The organism is Actinocrinis sp., assembly GCF_035946395.1.
In the GTDB taxonomy this organism is placed as follows: domain Bacteria; phylum Actinomycetota; class Actinomycetes; order Streptomycetales; family Catenulisporaceae; genus Actinocrinis.
Genome location: NZ_DASYZI010000033.1, coordinates 1 through 16,481 on the forward strand (window position 1 = coordinate 1; position 16,481 = coordinate 16,481).

The 16,481-nt window shown below is 70.2% G+C and carries 11 protein-coding genes and 1 pseudogene; 10 read left to right on the plus strand and 2 right to left on the minus strand.

The window, feature by feature from the left end; genetic code table 11:
- The 7 genes and pseudogenes from VGS97_RS02505 to VGS97_RS02535 form a co-directional block, all read left to right on the plus strand.
- Positions 1–263, plus strand: a pseudogene (locus VGS97_RS02505) (hypothetical protein); the annotation flags it as partial.
- 95 nt (positions 264–358) lie between these two features.
- On the plus strand, positions 359–1,564 hold the full coding sequence (locus VGS97_RS02510) for a PTS mannitol transporter subunit IICB (protein ID WP_326851516.1): 1,206 nt from the start codon (positions 359–361) through the stop codon (positions 1,562–1,564).
- A gap of 5 nt (positions 1,565–1,569) precedes the next feature.
- Positions 1,570–1,878 carry a PTS lactose transporter subunit IIB gene (locus VGS97_RS02515; RefSeq protein WP_326851517.1) on the plus strand — a complete coding sequence of 103 codons (309 nt, stop codon included), beginning with the start codon at positions 1,570–1,572 and terminating at the stop codon, positions 1,876–1,878.
- A complete protein-coding gene (locus VGS97_RS02520) occupies positions 1,871–2,338 on the plus strand; it encodes a PTS sugar transporter subunit IIA (protein ID WP_326851518.1) in 468 nt (155 codons plus the stop codon). The genes VGS97_RS02515 and VGS97_RS02520 overlap by 8 nt, the downstream gene beginning before the upstream one ends.
- A gap of 23 nt (positions 2,339–2,361) precedes the next feature.
- Positions 2,362–3,402 (plus strand): zinc-dependent dehydrogenase, encoded by a 1,041-nt coding sequence (locus tag VGS97_RS02525; protein WP_326851519.1) that lies wholly within the window; start codon positions 2,362–2,364, stop codon positions 3,400–3,402.
- 48 nt (positions 3,403–3,450) lie between these two features.
- Positions 3,451–3,750 (plus strand): HPr family phosphocarrier protein, encoded by a 300-nt coding sequence (locus tag VGS97_RS02530; protein ID WP_326851520.1) that lies wholly within the window; start codon positions 3,451–3,453, stop codon positions 3,748–3,750.
- A 254-nt stretch (positions 3,751–4,004) separates the two neighbouring features.
- On the plus strand, positions 4,005–4,787 hold the full coding sequence (locus tag VGS97_RS02535; protein ID WP_326851521.1) for a G1 family glutamic endopeptidase: 783 nt from the start codon (positions 4,005–4,007) through the stop codon (positions 4,785–4,787).
- A gap of 103 nt (positions 4,788–4,890) precedes the next feature.
- Here the strand turns inward: VGS97_RS02535 and VGS97_RS02540 are convergent, their stop codons facing one another.
- Both VGS97_RS02540 and VGS97_RS02545 read right to left on the minus strand, forming a co-directional pair.
- A complete protein-coding gene (locus tag VGS97_RS02540) occupies positions 4,891–6,357 on the minus strand; it encodes a glycoside hydrolase family 16 protein (RefSeq protein ID WP_326851522.1) in 1,467 nt (488 codons plus the stop codon).
- 270 nt (positions 6,358–6,627) lie between these two features.
- Positions 6,628–9,687: a glycoside hydrolase family 9 protein gene (locus VGS97_RS02545; RefSeq protein WP_326851523.1), complete on the minus strand. Its 3,060-nt coding sequence runs from the start codon at positions 9,685–9,687 to the stop codon at positions 6,628–6,630.
- A 318-nt stretch (positions 9,688–10,005) separates the two neighbouring features.
- Between VGS97_RS02545 and treY the strand changes: the two genes are divergently transcribed.
- From treY to VGS97_RS02560, 3 genes are all read left to right on the plus strand, one after another.
- Positions 10,006–12,621, plus strand: a complete 2,616-nt coding sequence (gene treY, locus VGS97_RS02550) for a malto-oligosyltrehalose synthase (protein ID WP_326851524.1) — start codon at positions 10,006–10,008, stop codon at positions 12,619–12,621.
- Positions 12,618–14,444 carry a malto-oligosyltrehalose trehalohydrolase gene (gene treZ / locus VGS97_RS02555; RefSeq protein ID WP_326851525.1) on the plus strand — a complete coding sequence of 609 codons (1,827 nt, stop codon included), beginning with the start codon at positions 12,618–12,620 and terminating at the stop codon, positions 14,442–14,444. Before treY ends, treZ begins: the two co-directional genes overlap by 4 nt.
- 367 nt (positions 14,445–14,811) lie before the next feature.
- On the plus strand, positions 14,812–16,481 hold a 1,670-nt coding region (locus VGS97_RS02560; RefSeq protein WP_326851526.1), incomplete at its 3' end, for a choice-of-anchor D domain-containing protein.

The following is a 16,481-nucleotide window of genomic DNA, read 5'->3' on the forward strand; positions in this document are numbered from 1 at the left end:
TGCACGCGCGCGGCGCCGAGGTCGAGCCGCGCAGCACGGTCGGCGCGGGCGACGCGCTGCTCGCCGGGTTCCTGGCCGCCGGCGCGCGCGGCGAGAAGGCGCTGATCGAGGCGGTCGCCTGGGGCGGCGCGGCCGTCGGCCTGCCCGGCAGCCGGATGCCCGGTCCCGGAGACATCGGCCGCGACGGCATCCGGGTGACCCGCGAGCCGCGCGCGAGACCCGCGCCGCCCGGGTCAGGAGTGCCGATCGGCGCAGACCACTGACACTCATTATCAGACCACTGATCCGCTGTTCCGCGTTCGGCGCATCGAGAGGCTCGACACCCACGACACACAGGCCGTCAGTCAAGGAGGACGACATGGCCATGGCCTACACCCCGCAGCCCACGGGCACCGGGATGCGCGCCACAGTACAACGCTTCGGCAGCTTCCTCGCCGCGATGGTGATGCCGAACATCGGCGCGTTCATCGCCTGGGGCCTGATAACCGCGCTGTTCATCCCCACCGGCTGGCTGCCCAACGCACGCTTCGGCGCGCTCGTCGGCCCGATGATCACGTATCTGCTGCCCATCCTGATCGGTTACACCGGCGGCCGGGCCATCCACGGCCAGCGCGGCGCGGTGGTCGGCGCGATCGCCACCGCGGGCGTCGTGGTCGGCTCCAGCGTGCCGATGTTCCTCGGCGCGATGATCGCTGGGCCGCTGGCCGCGTACGCGCTCAAGCAGTTCGACAGGCTGGTCGAGGACCGGGTGCGCACCGGCTTCGAGATGCTGGTGGACAACTTCTCGCTCGGCATCATCGGCGGCGCCTTCGCCCTGCTCGGCGTCTGGGGCATCGGACCGGTGGTCAACCACGTCACCACGTGGGCGGGAAACGGCGTGCAGTCGCTGGTCAACCACCATCTGCTGCCGCTGGCCGCCCTGGTGATCGAGCCGGCGAAGGTGCTGTTCCTGAACAACGCGATCAACCACGGCGTGCTCGACCCGCTCGGCGTGACCCAGTCGCTGCACAGCGGCAAGTCGATCCTGTTCATGCTGGAGAGCAACCCGGGCCCCGGCCTCGGCATCCTGGCCGCCTACCTGCTGTTCGGGCCGCGCAAGCTGCGCCCGAGCGTGCCCGGCGCGATCATCATCCAGTTCCTCGGCGGCATCCACGAGATCTACTTCCCGTACATCCTGATGAAGCCGCGGCTGATCCTGGCCGCGATCGCCGGCGGCATGACGGGCATCGGCTGGTTCGAGGCCACCGGCGCCGGCCTGGTCGCCTCCCCCTCCCCCGGCAGCATCTTCGCGTACGCCGCGGAAACGCCGCGCGGCGGCTACTTCCCGGTCTTCGCCGGGGTGTTCCTCGCGGCAGCGGTGTCCTTCGCCGTCGCCTCGGTGCTGCTCGGCTTCGGGCGGCTGGAGAAGGCCGAGGACACCGGCGCCGACAAGGCCGAGCCCGAGCCCGGATCAGCGTCCGTGCGCCAGGAACGGCCCGCAGACGCTGTGTCAACAAGAAACGACGCTGTGTCAACGAGAAACAACACTGTGCTGGCCCGAGACACAGCGGCCGGGGAGGCGTGAGGACCATGACCGTGATCATCGGGTCCGACGTGCGCAAGATCATCGTGGCCTGCGACGCCGGGATGGGCAGCAGCGTCATGCTCGCCGCCCAACTGCGCAAGCAGTTGAAGAAGTTCCCGGTCACCGTCGAGCACTCGCCGGTCGCCGAGATCCCGGCCGACGCGGACCTGGTGGTCTGCCACGCCGGGCTGGCCGACCGGGCACGCGCGGTGGCCGGGGCCAAGCCGGTGGTGCCGTTCCAGATCTTCCTCGGCGATCCGGCCGTGGAGGCGATCCTCAAGGCCATCAAGGAAGGCGGCGTCATCGATGTCTGACGCTGTGTCCGACCACGCCGCCGACGGCGGCCTGCTGGAACCGCGGGCCGTCCGGCTCGGCGAGCACGTGGCCGACCGTACCGAGGCGGTACGCCGGTGCGGGCAGGTCCTGGTGGAGATCGGCGCGGTCGAGCCCTCATACATCGACGCGATGCTCGAACGCGAACACGACATCTCCACGTACGTCGGCGAGGGCGTCGCCATCCCGCACGCGACGGCGGCCGGGAAGCAGGCGGTGCTGCGCGACGCGCTGGCCGTCGTCAAACTCGCCGAACCGGTGGACTGGGAAGGCAACGCGGTGAGCGTGTGCGTCGCGATCGCGGCGCGCGGCGACGGGCATCTGGCGATCCTCGCCGAACTCGCCGAGATCCTGCTCGACCCCCAGCGCGCTCGCGCGCTGCGGGAGGCCGACGGCGTGGACACGGTGCTCCGGCTGCTGCGGCCGGTCACGGTCTCCTGATCCGACATGAAAGGCGCTGACAAATGAAGGTCACCCGCTTCTACGCCCCCGGGGACGTGCGCATCGAGGACGCGCCCGAGCCCCAGGCCGGCCCGGGGGAGGTGAAGATCAGGGTACGGAACTGCTCGACCTGCGGCACGGACCTGAAGATCTACCGCCACGGCCACCACCGCATCGACCCGCCGCGGGTGCTGGGCCACGAGATCGCCGGGCAGATCGCCGAGATCGGCGCCGGAGTCGCCGGCTGGTCGGAGGGTGACCGGGTCCAGGTGATCGCGGCGATCCCGTGCGGGCAGTGCGCGGACTGCCGGCGTGGCCGGATGACCGTGTGTCCGAATCAGGAGTCGATGGGTTACCAGTTCGACGGCGGCTTCGCCGAGTACATGACCGTGCCGGCGAAGGTGCTGGCCGTCAACGGCCTCAATCGCATCCCGGACGGCGTCGGTTTCGGCGAGGCCTCGGTCGCCGAGCCGCTGGCCTGCGTGCTCAACGGACAGGAGTTGGCGCGGATCGGCGAGGGCGACGAGGTCGTGGTCGTCGGCTCCGGGCCGATCGGCTGCCTGCACGTGCGGCTGGCCCGCTCGCGCGGGGCGGCGCGGGTGTTCCTGGTCGAGCTCAACCGCGAGCGTCTGGAGCGGGCCGCCGCGCTGGTCGCCCCGGACGAGGCCGTCTGCGCCGAGGACGGCGACGTCGTCGAGCAGATCCTCAAGCTCACCGACGGACGCGGCGCCGACGTCGCGATCACCGCCGCGGCCTCCGGGAAGGCGCAGGAGCAGGCGCTGCGGTACGCCGCGCGCCGGGGCCGGATCAGCTTCTTCGGCGGGCTGCCGCAGGACGCGCCGACGATCGCCTGCGACTCCAATCTGGTGCATTACCGCGAGCTGACGATCGTCGGCGCGAACGGTTCCAGCCCCGCGCACAACGCCCGCGCCCTCGACCTGATCGCCACCGGGGCCGTGCCCGTCAAGGACCTGATCACCCACCGGCTGCCGCTGGACGGCGCGCTCGACGCGCTGGACGTGGTCAGCCGCGGCGAGGCCATCAAGGTAACCATCGAACCGTGACTCTCAGGCCCGGACCCTGCGGGCTCTGCGATCTGGAGGAGGACCGCGATGCTCATCGAACGGACCGTCACCGTGGCGTCCCGTAGCGGGCTGCACGCCCGCCCGGCCGCGCTCTTCGTCAAGGCCGCGACCGCGCAGCCGGTGCGGATAAGGCTGCGGGTCGGCGACGGACCGGCCGCCGACGCCCGCAGCATCCTGGCCGTGCTAGCCCTCCGGGTCGACCACGGCGCCACCGTGACACTGAGCGCGGACGACGCGGACACGGACGACGGCGCCGCCGACCGGGCGTTGGAAGCTCTCGCCGACCTGCTCGCCCGCGACCTCGACGCGGAGCCCGTCGAAGGCTGACACACCGTGCATCGAATCATCGCGCATCGAGTCAGAGTTCGATTCTTTATGTATTGATGTTCTCCCCCGTCAGCGCGGGATAACCTGCGTTTACAAATCGCTCCAGGACAGGGTCTTTCCGTCGTCGCCGATGGGGTCTTAACTCTTAGGGTGACCCACTCGCGGCCGGGCGCCTCGGGCTCACCAGGCCCACGGGCCCCGCGCCGCGTCCGCCAGCGCCGTACCCACGGCAGGCAGAACCTGGAGGAGAACCCTTGTCACCGTTCCACCGCTCCCTGCGCGCCGCAGCCGCCGCGGCGCTCGCCGCGGCCCCGCTGACCGGCTCGGCCGCCCTTCCCGCCCTCGCCGCCGCCGCACCGCTGCTGCACGCGCCGAATCAGGGCTCGGTCAGCACCCCCTACTTCATCTCGCACGGCCACGGCCACGCCGCGGGCGCCACGAGCACCAGCACCAACTGGTCCGGCTACGCCGCCAACGGCGGGACGTACTCCAGCGTGAGCACCACGTTCACCCAGCCCGCGGTGGACTGCTCGAAGGGCAACGGCTATTCGAGCTTCTGGGTCGGGCTAGACGGCTACAGCTCGAACACGGTCGAGCAGACCGGCACCGAGGCGGACTGCTCCGGCGGCGTCGCCGTGTACTCCTCGTGGTACGAGATGTATCCGAAGTTCCCGGTCAACTACAGCAACCCGCTGCGTCCCGGCGACTCCATCACGGAGAGCGTCTCGTTCAGCGGCGGCAGCTTCACCCTCACGCTCACGAACTCCACCGAGGGCTGGAGCCAAACGGTGACCAAGAAGCTCACCAGCGCGAAGCGCTCCTCGGCCGAGGTGATCGCCGAGGCCCCGTACAGCGGCGGCGTGCTCCCGCTGGCCGACTTCGGCAAGGTCTCCTTCAGCAACTCGCTGGTCAACGGCTCGACGCTGAGCGGCTTCAACCCGACCGGCATCGACATGGTCTCGTCGTCCGGCGCGCCTGAGGCCACCGTCTCCTCGCTGACCGGCGGCAGCTTCTCGATCACCTGGAACAGCCTGTAGCCGCTGCGGTAGACAAGGCTGCCGGGGCGCAGACGGGGTGCCGCCCGTCTGCGCCCCGGCGAGTCATCCGGCGGATTTCGCCGTGGATGTCACTGCGTGGATGTCACTGCGTCGGGAAGTCGAAGTAGTGCACGCTGACGTACGGCGGGTTCCCGGGCGTCGCCGACGAGAACTCCAGATAGACGTTGTGCACGCCGGTGGTCTTGGCGATGTTCGCCGGCACCGTCCTCCAGGCCGACCAGCCGCCGGTGTTGCCGACGGCGAAGTTGCCGATCGGCGCGTTGTTCGGGTTGTCGAGCACCACGTTCACCAGACCGCTGACACCGCCGGCGGCGCCGGAGGCCACCCGGGCGTCGAACTGACTCGACCCGGTGGCTCCGAAGTTGATGTTGTTGTACTCCACATACTCGCCGTTGCTCAGCTGAGCGACCTGGTTGCCGTCGACGCCGGCCGGGTTGGTGTCGCCGGTGGCGGCGCTCACCGTCACCCCGCCCAGCGAGGAGTTGAAGCAGTCGGCTGAGATGTTCGACGTGGCCGTGGTCGTGCAGGTGCCGCCGCCACCGGTGGACGACGGACTCGGGCTCGGCGACGCACTGTGCGACGGGCTCGGACTCGCGCTCGGACTCGGCGAACTGCTCGAACCGCTTCCGGTCTCGTAGACCGCGACGTAGTCCACGCTCATCCCGGCCCCGGAACTGGTGGCGCCGTTCGGCGACCCGCAGCCGCAGATCGCGTTCGGGTACGCGCCGCCGATGGCGACGTTGAGGATGATGAAGAAGCCGTGGTCGACCGCGTTCGACCACGTGGTCGCGTCGAACTGGCTCTGGTTGACCGTCAGCTGGAGCGCGCCGTCGGTGTAGAACCGCAGCTGCTCGGCCCCGGCGTGGGTACGGTCCACGATGACCGAGTACGTGTGGTAGCCGGTCTGGCAGCCGCCGCAGGCGAGCAGCCCGCTGCCGACGCCGGTGGTCTCGTTGCACGGGCCGCCCGGGTCCACGCCGCAGTGGAAGGTGTGCGAGACCTCACTCAGGGCGTTGACATCTTCCATGATGTCCAGCTCGCCGATGCTCGGCCAGTTGGTCGCGCCGACGGGCCGCGCGGCCGCGCCCATGGCCCAGAACGCCGGCCAGTAGCCGACGCCGCTGCCCGGGTTGGGCTGCTCGATCGAGGCGGTGATCTCCATCTGGCCGCCGGCCGGCGCGGCGAAGTCGGTGCGCTGGGACTCCACCCGGCCGGAGGTCCACGCGCCGCCGCTGTTGATCGGCTTGATCACCAGGTGGCCGTTGCCGTCCTGATAGACGTTGGAGGTGGAGTTGGTCACCGTCTCCACCTCGCCGGTGCCCCAGTTCCCGGCGCCGCCGGGGTAACTGGTGCCGGTGTCGTAGAGCCAGTTCGAGGTGTTCAGGCCGGTGCCCGCGGCACCAGTGAAGTCGTCGCTGAACACCGTGGTCCAGCCTGCGGGCGGGGCGGGGACGGCGGCCGAGGCGGAGCCCGGCATCACCACCACGGTCAGCAGCGCGGCGATCGGCGCGACCGCCGCCGCGATGGCCACGACGACGCGGCGTCGCATTCGTGCACGTTGAAGCATCGTTGCTCCTGCGCGAGTAAGGGGGAGCGGAAAAGTGGGCAGGCGCGGACGGCCGGCCGCAGCCACGGCGGCGGCAGGCCGCGGTCGTCCCCGGGCAGCCGCCGCGGCAGAGAGTCCCGCGGCGTTTCCGGAAACGTTTACGGAGCGAGCAAGAGGGAGTATGCGGCGCGATCCGCCAGGCGTCAACGGTTCCGCAACACGCGGGCCCGCGGATCTCCGGATCCGCGGGCCCGCACCGGGAGGCGCCGGCGGTTACGGGCAGCCGGCCCCGTTGACCTTGAACGAGGTGGGCGAGGCGTCGTTGCTGGTGAACGTCCCGGTGAAGCCGAAGTTGACCGAGCTGCCGGGCGCGATCGGCGTGTTGTAGGACATGTATGTCGCGGTCACCTGCTCACCGGACTGCGTGTAAGTTGCGTTCCACATCTGGCCGATCTTCTGGTCGCCGGGGAACGTCCAGGTGATCACCCAGTTGTTGATCGGCGTGGTGCCGTTGTTCGCGATCGTGATCGAGCCCTGGAACCCGCCCGCCCAGCTGTTGGTGAGCGTGTACGTGGCCACGCAGCCGCCCGAACCGGTCGCGCTCGCCGAGGGCGACGCAGACGGGGATGGGCTGTGCGACGGGCTCGGGCTGGCACTGGGACTGGCACTGGGACTCGGGCTAGCACTCGGGCTCGGGCTCGCGGACGCCGACGGGCTCGGCGAGGCGCTGGCTCCGGTCCCGAGGGTGGTGAACGCGGCGGCCTGCATCACCTGCGAGACGCGCCCGGCCGAGTCGAGCGCGGCGACTTCGTATGCGTACGCGGATCCGGCGGACAGCCCGGCGAGCGTGTACGAGGTCGCCGACGCCGCCGTGGTGGCGATCAGCTTCGGGCTCGGCGAGAGCTGATAAACGTCGTAGCCCGACACGGCGCTGCTGCCCGCGGTCGAGGCCGACCAGGTCAGCGTCGCCCCGCCGCTGCCGACGGACGAGGCCAGCAGCGTGCCGGGCACGGACGGCGGCGTGCTCGCCGAAGCCGTCAGCGAGGTGTTGCCCGAGGTGATGAACTGAGCGATGTTCGAGCCCGCCGACGCCAGGCCCTGCGAGTCCACCGCGGTGACGAAGTAGCCGTAGGGCGCGGTCCGGTTCGAGTTGAGCCCGGTGACCGCGTACGAGGTCGTCGTCGGCCCGACCGTGGCGACCAGGCGACCGGCGGAGGAGTAGACGTCGTATCCGGCCAGCGGGTTGCCGCCGGGCGTCGCGGCGGTCCACGAGAGGGTCGCGCCGGTCGAGGTCACCGAGCCCGCGGTCAGCGCGCCCGGCACGCCGGGCAGGGCGGCGGCGCTCGGCGAGCTGCCCCAGACCAGCGTGTTGCCCGAGTACAGCGGGATGTCGGCGACGGTCACCGGAGTCGCGTTGACCGTGGTCGGAATGCCCTGGAACGACCAGTCCTCGGCCGGGTTGTGCGCGTTGGGGAAGGTCAGCCGGAACTGGACCTGCGCCTGGTAGTCGATGTTGGTGTAGTCGGCCTCGCCGTCCGGCTCCAGGTTCAGGTTCGAGCAGGAGACGGTGATGTAGTAGGTGCTGCCCGAGTACTGCGCCGGCGCGGAGGGCGCCTGGCACTGGTTGTACGAGGACTGCAACGTCACCTGCGAGGCGCTCTCGCCAGCGTCGAGGGTGAAGTAGTAGCGGAAGCTCGCGTTCGGCATCGGCCGGGCCGGCCAGGCCGACTGGTTGTTGATCAGTGCCTTGATCTCGATGAAGTTCGAGCCCTGGTTGTTGATCGCGGCTTGGACGTACTGCTGCGGGCCGTCGGGCAGCTCGGCCTTCGGGAAGTTCGCCACCGGCGTGGTCGGGTACTGCTGGGCGAGCCGGGCCAGCGCGCCGGAGAACAGCGCGTTGTAGTCGAGCGCACCCTCAGTGTACTGATACTGTGAGCGGTCGTCGGTGAAGGCGTCGTTCGCGGCGGTCGGGCCGCCGACGAGCAGGCCGTAGGCCAGGTGCCGGGTCTGCGCCGGGGTGGTCAGGTTGTTCATCCACGAGTCGTGCGCGGTGGAGTGGTGCGGATTCTGCGGCCAGGAGCTGTTCGCGCCGCCGTTGGTGAATCCGACCTCGTAGCTCTCGTGGTTCGGGTTGTCACCGAGCATGTAGTTGATCTGCCCGACGGCGAAGCCGTGGTACGTCGAGGCGCGCGTCGCGTCCAGGTTGTTGGCGGTCAGGTAGTCGCTGAACTCCAGCGCGGCGAAGGCGGTGTTGGCCGCGTAGCGCAGCGAGCCCCACTGGTTGAGGAACGCCTCGCCGCCCGGCGAGTAGCTGACCTTCGAGCCGTTGACGCCGGTGGTCCACCAGTCGAGGAAGCGCTCCGCGTCCGCGATGTACGAGGACTGACCGGTGATCTGCGCCAGCATGATGTAGTCGGCGTAGCTCACGTCGTCCCAGCTGATCGTCCAGTTGTATTCGTGCACGGTGGACTGGCTGGCCAGCGGAAGGTTCGCGTAATCGGTCTCGGCGGTGGTCAGCCAGCTGGCGGTGCCGCTGGCGCGGTAGATCCAGATCGCGCCCTGCACCAGCTCGTCCCAGTACCCGCTGACCGAGGTGTAATAGCCCTGAGCCCCGGTGATGCAGTTGCTGTAGTTGCCGCGGTAGCTGTTGGCGAAGTTCCACAGCGCCTGCGCCTGGGTGAGCAGCTGCGCCGAGTACTTCGCGTCGCTGCTCTTGAACACCACCGAGGACGCGGCCAGCGCGGAGGCGGCCTGACCGGCCAGGTCGGCGCCGGTGCAACTGGTGCTGAGCGCGGACGAGGGACGGGTGTTCGGGTTCGTCTCCGCCGGGCCCCAGTACGAGTGGTCGGTGGATGCGTCGCCGACCTGGCCGTAGTAGGTGGTGGGCGCGGGGAACGCGGACAGGATGTAGTCGTCGCCCCAGCGCAGGTTCTCCAGCGCCGCCTGCGTCTGGCCCGCGGAGCCGTAGCCCGAGCCGTAGTCGGCCAGGCCCCAGGCCAGCATGGTCATCGAGTAGGCCTCGGGCAGCCCGAACTTCACCAGGTCGCCGGCGTCGTGGTAGCCGCCGGTCAGGTTGACGCCGTGGTCCGAGCCGTCCGACAGGTCCGAGTCGCCGCGCCAGTCCACCGGATTGTCCGGAGGCAGCTGGCCGGAGCGCTGGATGTCGTAGAAGAACATCGAGTCCTGTAACGCCTCGGCGTAGTTGAACTCGCCGGTGGTCGACAGTGCGTGGGCCGAGGGCACCAAGGCCAGCGCGATGGCCGAAGCCGCGGCGGCCACTGTGGCCGTCATGGTGGTCAGTCGCAGGCGGGCGCCCGGAATACGTACTCGCATGGCTCCTCCGACGAAGGCTGTGTGACGCCGTGAGAGTACGGTTCCGGTTTCGCGCGTCAACGCCGGTATGCCGCGGCGGCGCGCCGGCGCCGCGCCGAGATGCCTGCTCATCAGCGCGATCAGCCCCTGCCACGATGCACGTGGGCAGGCCGCCTTTCGAAAGTTCCACCGGCCCGCCGCGCGGCCGACCGGCGTTCACTCGTGCGCCTGTTCACTCCTGTGCCAGCTGGACGCGCGAGCCGGATCGCCCCCGTTTACGCTGCGAGCTGTGGGCAACCCGGTTGGTTCGAGTGGCAGCGAACTGTAGGTGAGGGCCGCGTGGGCGAGGGCGATGTGCGCGAGAGCGAGCGGAGCGTGACGACGCCCTCGTCCACCTACCGTTTGCAGCTCTCCCCGGCCTTCACCTTCGACGACGCGGTCGCCGTCGTCCCCTATCTGCACGAACTCGGCGTGACGCACGCCTATCTCTCGCCGATCCTGCAAGCCGCCCCCGGGTCGGTACACGGCTACGACGTGGTCGACCACAGCCGGATCAACGCCGAGCTCGGCGGCGAGCAGGGGCTGCTGCGATTGGCCGGCGCGCTGCACGAGCGCGCAATGGGCGCCGTCGCGGACATCGTGCCGAACCACATGGGGATGCCGGTGCCGGAGTCCCGCAACCACGCGCTCTGGTCGGTGCTGCGCGACGGCCCCGATTCGCGGTACGCGTCGTGGTTCGACATCGACTGGACGGCGCAGGGCGGTTCGATGCTGCTACCGGTGCTCGGCCGCCGGATCGGCGAGTGCGTGCGCGACGGCGAGCTGTACATCGACGCGGGCACGGACGCGGGCACGGACACGTCCGAGCAGGCGCCGGTGCTGCGCTACTTCGACCACGTCTTCCCGCTGCGCCCCGGCACCGAGTCGCTGCCGCTGCCACAACTGCTGCGCGCGCAGCACTATCGGGTGGCGCACTGGCGGGTGGCCGCCGAGGAGCCGGGTTATCGGCGGTTCTTCGACATCAGCACGCTGATCGCGCTGCGGGTCGAGGACCCGGCCGTATTCGACGCCACCCACCGGCTGCTGCTCGACCTGCTGGAGCGCGGCGTACTGGACGGCCTGCGCGTCGACCACGTGGACGGCCTCGCCGACCCGCGCGGCTATCTGCGACGGCTCGACGCCGCGGCGCGCGGCAAGTGGATCGTGGCGGAGAAGATCCTCGCGCCCGAGGAGACCATGCCCGACGACTGGCCCTGCGCGGGAAGCACCGGCTACGACGCGATGCGCGCGGTGACCGCGCTGCTCACCGATCCTTCCGGTGCGGCCCGGCTGACCGCGCTGCACAGTGGACTGACCGGCGGCGGGCTCGGCACGGGCTTGGTAGGCACAAGCCTGATCAACACCGCGCCGACCGGCGCGTCGGCCGAGTTCGGCGCGGTCGTGGCGCAGGCCAAGCTGGACGTGCTCGACCACGTCCTGCACGCCGAGCTCGACCGGCTCACCGACCTGCTCGGCGCGATCTGCCGCACCGACCTCGACCTGATCGACCACACCCACACCGCTCTGCGCGACGCGGTCAGGATGCTGCTGGCCGCGCTGCCGGTGTACCGCGCGTACACGGTGCCCGGCGAGCCGCCGCCGCCCGATTCGGTCAGGCTGCTGGAGGTGGCCGTATCGCAGGCATCGATGATGCTGCCCGAGCCGCGGCACGACACCCTCGCGATCGTCCGGGATCTGGCCCTCGGGCGGATCGGCCCGCGCGACCGGCTGCGCGACGAGTTCCAGGTGCGCTTCCAGCAGGTCTCCGGGGCGGTCGCGGCCAAGGGCGTCGAGGACACGGCGACCTACCGGTGGAACGCGCTGCCGATGGCCGGGGACGTGGGCGGCGACCCGGCGAGCCCGGCGCTCTCCCCCACCGGCTTCCACCTGTTCTGCGCGCTGCTGCAAGCCCGCTGGCCGAACGGGATGACGACGCTGAGCACGCACGACGCCAAACGTTCCGAGGACGTGCGCGCGCGGCTCGCGGTGCTGGCCGAGCTGCCCGAGGAGTGGGCGGCGGCGGTGGCCGGCTGGCAGGCGCGCGCGGACGAGCTCGCGCGGGTGCGCGCCCTCGCCGACGGCCCGGCCGCCGAGGATCAGTGGGCTGATCCCGAGGTGAAGTACCTGCTGTGGCTGACGCTGGTCGGCTGCTGGCCGATCGACGAGGACCGGCTGCTGCCGTACCTGACCAAGGCGGTGCGCGAGGCGAAGGCGTTCACCTCGTGGACCGCGCCCGCGCCGGCGTACGAGGCGGCGGTGCTCGGTTTCGCCAAGCTGGTGCTCGCTGACGAGGACCTGCGCGCCTCGGTCCACCGCTTCGCCGGCCACATCGAGCGGCACGCCGCCGTCAACCGCCTGGCGCAGAAGTTGTTGCAGCTGACCATGACCGGCGTTCCGGACGTGTATCAGGGCAGCGAGGTGGAGTTCCGGGCGCTGGTGGATCCGGACAACCGGCGGCCGGTCGACTTCGCCGCGCTGGCCGAGCGCCTGGCCCGGATCGACCGCGAGCAGGCCGCCGGCGAGGCGCTCGCGCCGCAGGACGAGAAGCCGCTGTTGGTCAGCCGCACGCTGCGGCTGCGCCGTGCGCACCCCGGCTGGTTCGACGCACGGGCCGATCAGACGCCGCTGTTCCCCGCCGGCCCGGCGGCCGAGCACGCGGTCGCGTTCCTGCGCGGCGACCACGTCGCCGTGGTGGCGACCCGGCTGCCGGCCGGCCTCGCCCGCCGGGGCGGCTGGCAGGGCACGTCGCTCGCCCTGCCGCCGGGGACCTGGCGCTGCGAACTGACCGGGCGCGTCTTCGAGCCGCACACGGCGATCAGCGACTCGGTCCCGCTCGAAGAGCTGACCCGCACGCTTCCGGTGGCCCTGCTCGTTCGGCAGGACGGCCGCATTTCGCAGCCTTCGGACACACAGTGACCTGCTTCGCCGTGTGGGCGCCGCGCGCGAAGCAGGTCGATCTCGTCCTCGGCGACGAGCGCCTGCCGATGAAGCAGCGCCCTGCGTCCGAGCCGTGGCGTGAGGGTTGGTGGGAGCTCGACGTGCCCTCCGCAGGCGTGGGAACCGACTACGCCTATTCTCTCGACGGCGGCACGCCCCGGCCCGATCCCCGCTCATGGCATCAGCCGCGCACCGTGCACGACGCGAGCCGCGTGGTCGACCCGGCGCTGTTCCACTGGACCGACGAGACGTGGACCGGGCTGACTGCGCCGGGCTCCGTCGCCTACGAGCTGCACATCGGCACGTTCACCCGGGAGGGCACGTTCGACGCCGCGATCGGCCGACTCGACCACCTCGCGCAGCTCGGTGTCGACCTGGTCGAGCTGATGCCGATCACCGCGTTCCCCGGCACGCACGGCTGGGGCTACGACGGCGTCGCGCCCTGGTCGGTACACGAGCCCTACGGCGGCCCGAGCGGGCTGGTGCGTTTCATCGACGCCTGTCATCGGCGCGGCATCGGTGTGCTGCTCGACGTCGTGTACAACCACCTCGGCCCGAGCGGGAACTACCTGGCCGAGTTCGGGCCCTACTTCACAGGGAAGCATCAGACCCCGTGGGGGTGGGCGGTCAACCTCGACGACTCCGGATCGGACGAGGTGCGCGCGTACATCGTCGAGAACGCGCTGCACTGGCTGCGCGACTACCATCTCGACGGGCTGCGCTTGGACGCCGTGCACGCACTGGCCGACACGCGCTCCGTGCACGTGCTCGAACAGCTCTCGATCGCTGTCGACGACCTCGCCGCGCGGCTCGGCCGACCACTCGCGCTGATCGCGGAGACCGATCTGAACGATCCGCGCATCATCACACCCCGCACGCACAGCGGCTATGGCGTTCACGCGCAATGGAACGACGACTTCCACCACGCGCTGCACAGCCTGCTGACCGGTGAACGCCACGGCTACTACGCGGACTTCGGCTCGATCTGCGCGTTCGCCAAGACCCTAACAAGCTGCTACTTCCACGACGGCTCGTGGTCGTCCTTCCGCGGTCGCACGCATGGCCGCCCCGTGGACACGGTGCTGATCGGCGCGAACCGTTTCGTCTGCTTCCTTCAGGACCATGACCAGGTCGGCAACCGCGCGCTCGGCGACCGGATCGGCGCCGCGCTCCCGCCGGGCCGACGGCGCATCGGCGCGGCGCTGCTGCTGACCGCGCCGTTCACGCCGATGCTGTTCATGGGCGAGGAGTGGGGCGCGAGCACGCCGTGGCAGTACTTCTGCGACCACCCGGATCCCGAGCTCGGCGGTGCGATCCGCGAGGGCCGCCGCCGCGAGTTCGCCCGGCACGGGTGGGCCGGCGAGGACGTACCCGATCCGCAGGCCCCGGAGACCTTCGCCCGCTCGCGGCTGGACTGGAATGAGATCGCGCGGGACGAACACCGCGAACTGCTCGACTGGTACAGGGCCCTGATCGCGCTGCGGCACAGCGAGCCGGATCTACAGGATCCGCGGCTGACGGCGGTGCGCGTCGTCTACGACGAGCCCGCACAGTGGCTGGTCGTGCAGCGCGGCGCGGTGCGGGTCGCGGTGAACCTCGCGGACCGGGCACGCTCGATCCGGCTCGACGCTGCGGGCAGCGCCGTGCTGCTCGCCTCGGACGCGGCGATCCGCATCGACCAGGGCGACGCCGACCCGCCCACCTTCGGCACGTCCGGCGCGATCGACACGACGCGGGTGGACCACCTCCACCTTCCGGCACAGTCCGTCGCGATCGTCCGGATGCCCACCCCCGCGTGGTGACTCACGGCTCAAGGAAGCCGTAGAGATCCGATCTATGCGGCCCTGCGCCGCAGTGCGCGAAGAGGATATTCCCGAGCACTGTCGGGATTTTTCTTTTCAATGTAGAAACCTTGCGACGATACTGCACCGCTTGTACGGTGACCACGACTCAGGCCACCACCATGCGCAAGGAGGCGTCATGCACCGGGTTACGAGTGCGCTGAGAGCAGTCAGAGCGCTGAGAGTCATCAGAGTGCAGGGCATTGTCAGGACACCAGCCGCCGTCAGGAAACCGGGTGTTGTCAGGACACTGGGTGTTGTCAGGACACTGGGGGTTGTCAGGACACTGGGGGTTGTCAGGGCGCTGGGCACCGCTCAGGCTCCGGGCATGTCTCTGCGACCCCTGCGCCGTGCATCGCTGACCAGCCTCGTCGCGGTCATGGCCGCGCTGGCCATACAGACCTCTGCATCGCCGGGCACGTCGCCGTCCACCGCGCCCGCCGCGACGTCGTGTATCGCGTCCGGCACCGACGCCGACATCAACGCCGCGCTGGTCGGCACCGGCGCGCAGGCCGTGCTGTGCCCCGGCGCCGTCTTCTCGCTGAGCAACTCGGTCACCTTCACCGCGCCCAACCAGCAGATTTACACGCAGGGCCTGCCCACCGACAGCACCCGCGCGATCCTGCGGGTGACCGGCAGCAGCCTCACCACCGCGATCAACGGCAACAACCAGTCCGGCGTGACCGTCGAGAACATCCAGGTGGACGGCAACCGGCCCGCGCTCGGCATCCTCAGCGGCGGCGCGCTGCTGGAGATGGGCGGCTCGGGCACCGGCCAGACCGTGCAGAACATCACCGCGCACGACCCGCGCGGCTGGTCCGCGATGCACTTCATCGAGGGCACCGTCACCAACAACACGCCGACGTGCCAGAACGCGAAGATCCTGAACAACACCATCGGCCCGTCCGGCACCGCGACGCCGACCGCCCCCGGCAACAGCACCTGGGCCGACGGCATCTCGCTCGCCTGCGGCAACAGCCTGGTCCAGGGCAACACGGTGCAGGACGCCACCGACGGCGGCATCGTGGTCTTCGGCGCGCCCGGCTCGACGATCCAGAACAACACGATCATCGCCAGGACGCAGCTGCTGTTCGGCGGGATCAACATGGTCGACTACGCGCCGATGAACGGCAACTACACCGGCACGCTCGTCACCAACAACACCATCGACGCTCAGAGCGCGTACATCAAGATCGGCGTCGCGATGGGCCAGCAGGTGTGGAACTGCACCACCGGCACCAACTACGGCGGTTCGGTCACGAACAACACGCTTGAGGGCTCGTACATGGGCTATGGCTTCGCGGTCAACGGCGTGAGCAACTGGACCGTGACCGGCAACGTGGACCAGGCGAGCCACGTCGGGACGCAGACCGCAGGGGGCTGCTTCGGCTCGCCCGCGGCCTCGCAGCCCGGCGCGTTCCAGGTGGAGAGCGCGACCTCCAGCACACTCCAGTCCCAGTTCACCAGCGCCGTGCTGACGAACATCCTGGGCACCGTCAACTCCCCGCCGATCACCAACAGCGGCCCGGCGCTGAGCACCTCCCCGGCGAGCCTGAACTTCGGCAACCAGAACGTCGGCACGACCAGCGGCGCGCAGAACGTGACCGTCACCAACAGCGGCACCGCGACCGCATCGGTCACCTCCATCGCAGCATCCGGAGACTACGCACAGACCAACACCTGCGGCACCTCCATCGCCGCCGCAGCCTCCTGCACCATCAGCGTCACATTCAAGCCCACGGCCGCAGGCTCGCGGGCAGGCGCGATCACCATCACCAGCAACGCGACCAACAGCCCGAGCACCGTCTCGCTGTCCGGCACCGGCGTGACGCCGAGTTCGAACCTTGCGCTGAACCAGCCGATCACGGCGAGCGGTTCACAGTCGGGCTTTCCCGCCACCAACGCCAACGACGGCAACACCAGCAGCTACTGGGAATCCACGAACAACGCCTTCCCGCAGTGGCTCCAGGTAGACCTCGGCTCGGCGCAGAGCATCGG

Bases quoted from the DNA above. Each gene is read 5' to 3' on its own strand.
- VGS97_RS02510 (WP_326851516.1), top strand. From the start codon at position 359: ATGGCCATGGCCTACACCCCGCAGCCCACGGGCACCGGGATGCGCGCC.
- VGS97_RS02515 (WP_326851517.1), top strand. From the start codon at position 1,570: ATGACCGTGATCATCGGGTCCGACGTGCGCAAGATCATCGTGGCCTGC.
- VGS97_RS02520 (WP_326851518.1), top strand. From the start codon at position 1,871: ATGTCTGACGCTGTGTCCGACCACGCCGCCGACGGCGGCCTGCTGGAA.
- VGS97_RS02525 (WP_326851519.1), top strand. From the start codon at position 2,362: ATGAAGGTCACCCGCTTCTACGCCCCCGGGGACGTGCGCATCGAGGAC.
- VGS97_RS02530 (WP_326851520.1), top strand. From the start codon at position 3,451: ATGCTCATCGAACGGACCGTCACCGTGGCGTCCCGTAGCGGGCTGCAC.
- VGS97_RS02540 (WP_326851522.1), bottom strand. From the start codon at position 6,357: ATGCGACGCCGCGTCGTCGTGGCCATCGCGGCGGCGGTCGCGCCGATC.
- VGS97_RS02545 (WP_326851523.1), bottom strand. From the start codon at position 9,687: ATGCGAGTACGTATTCCGGGCGCCCGCCTGCGACTGACCACCATGACG.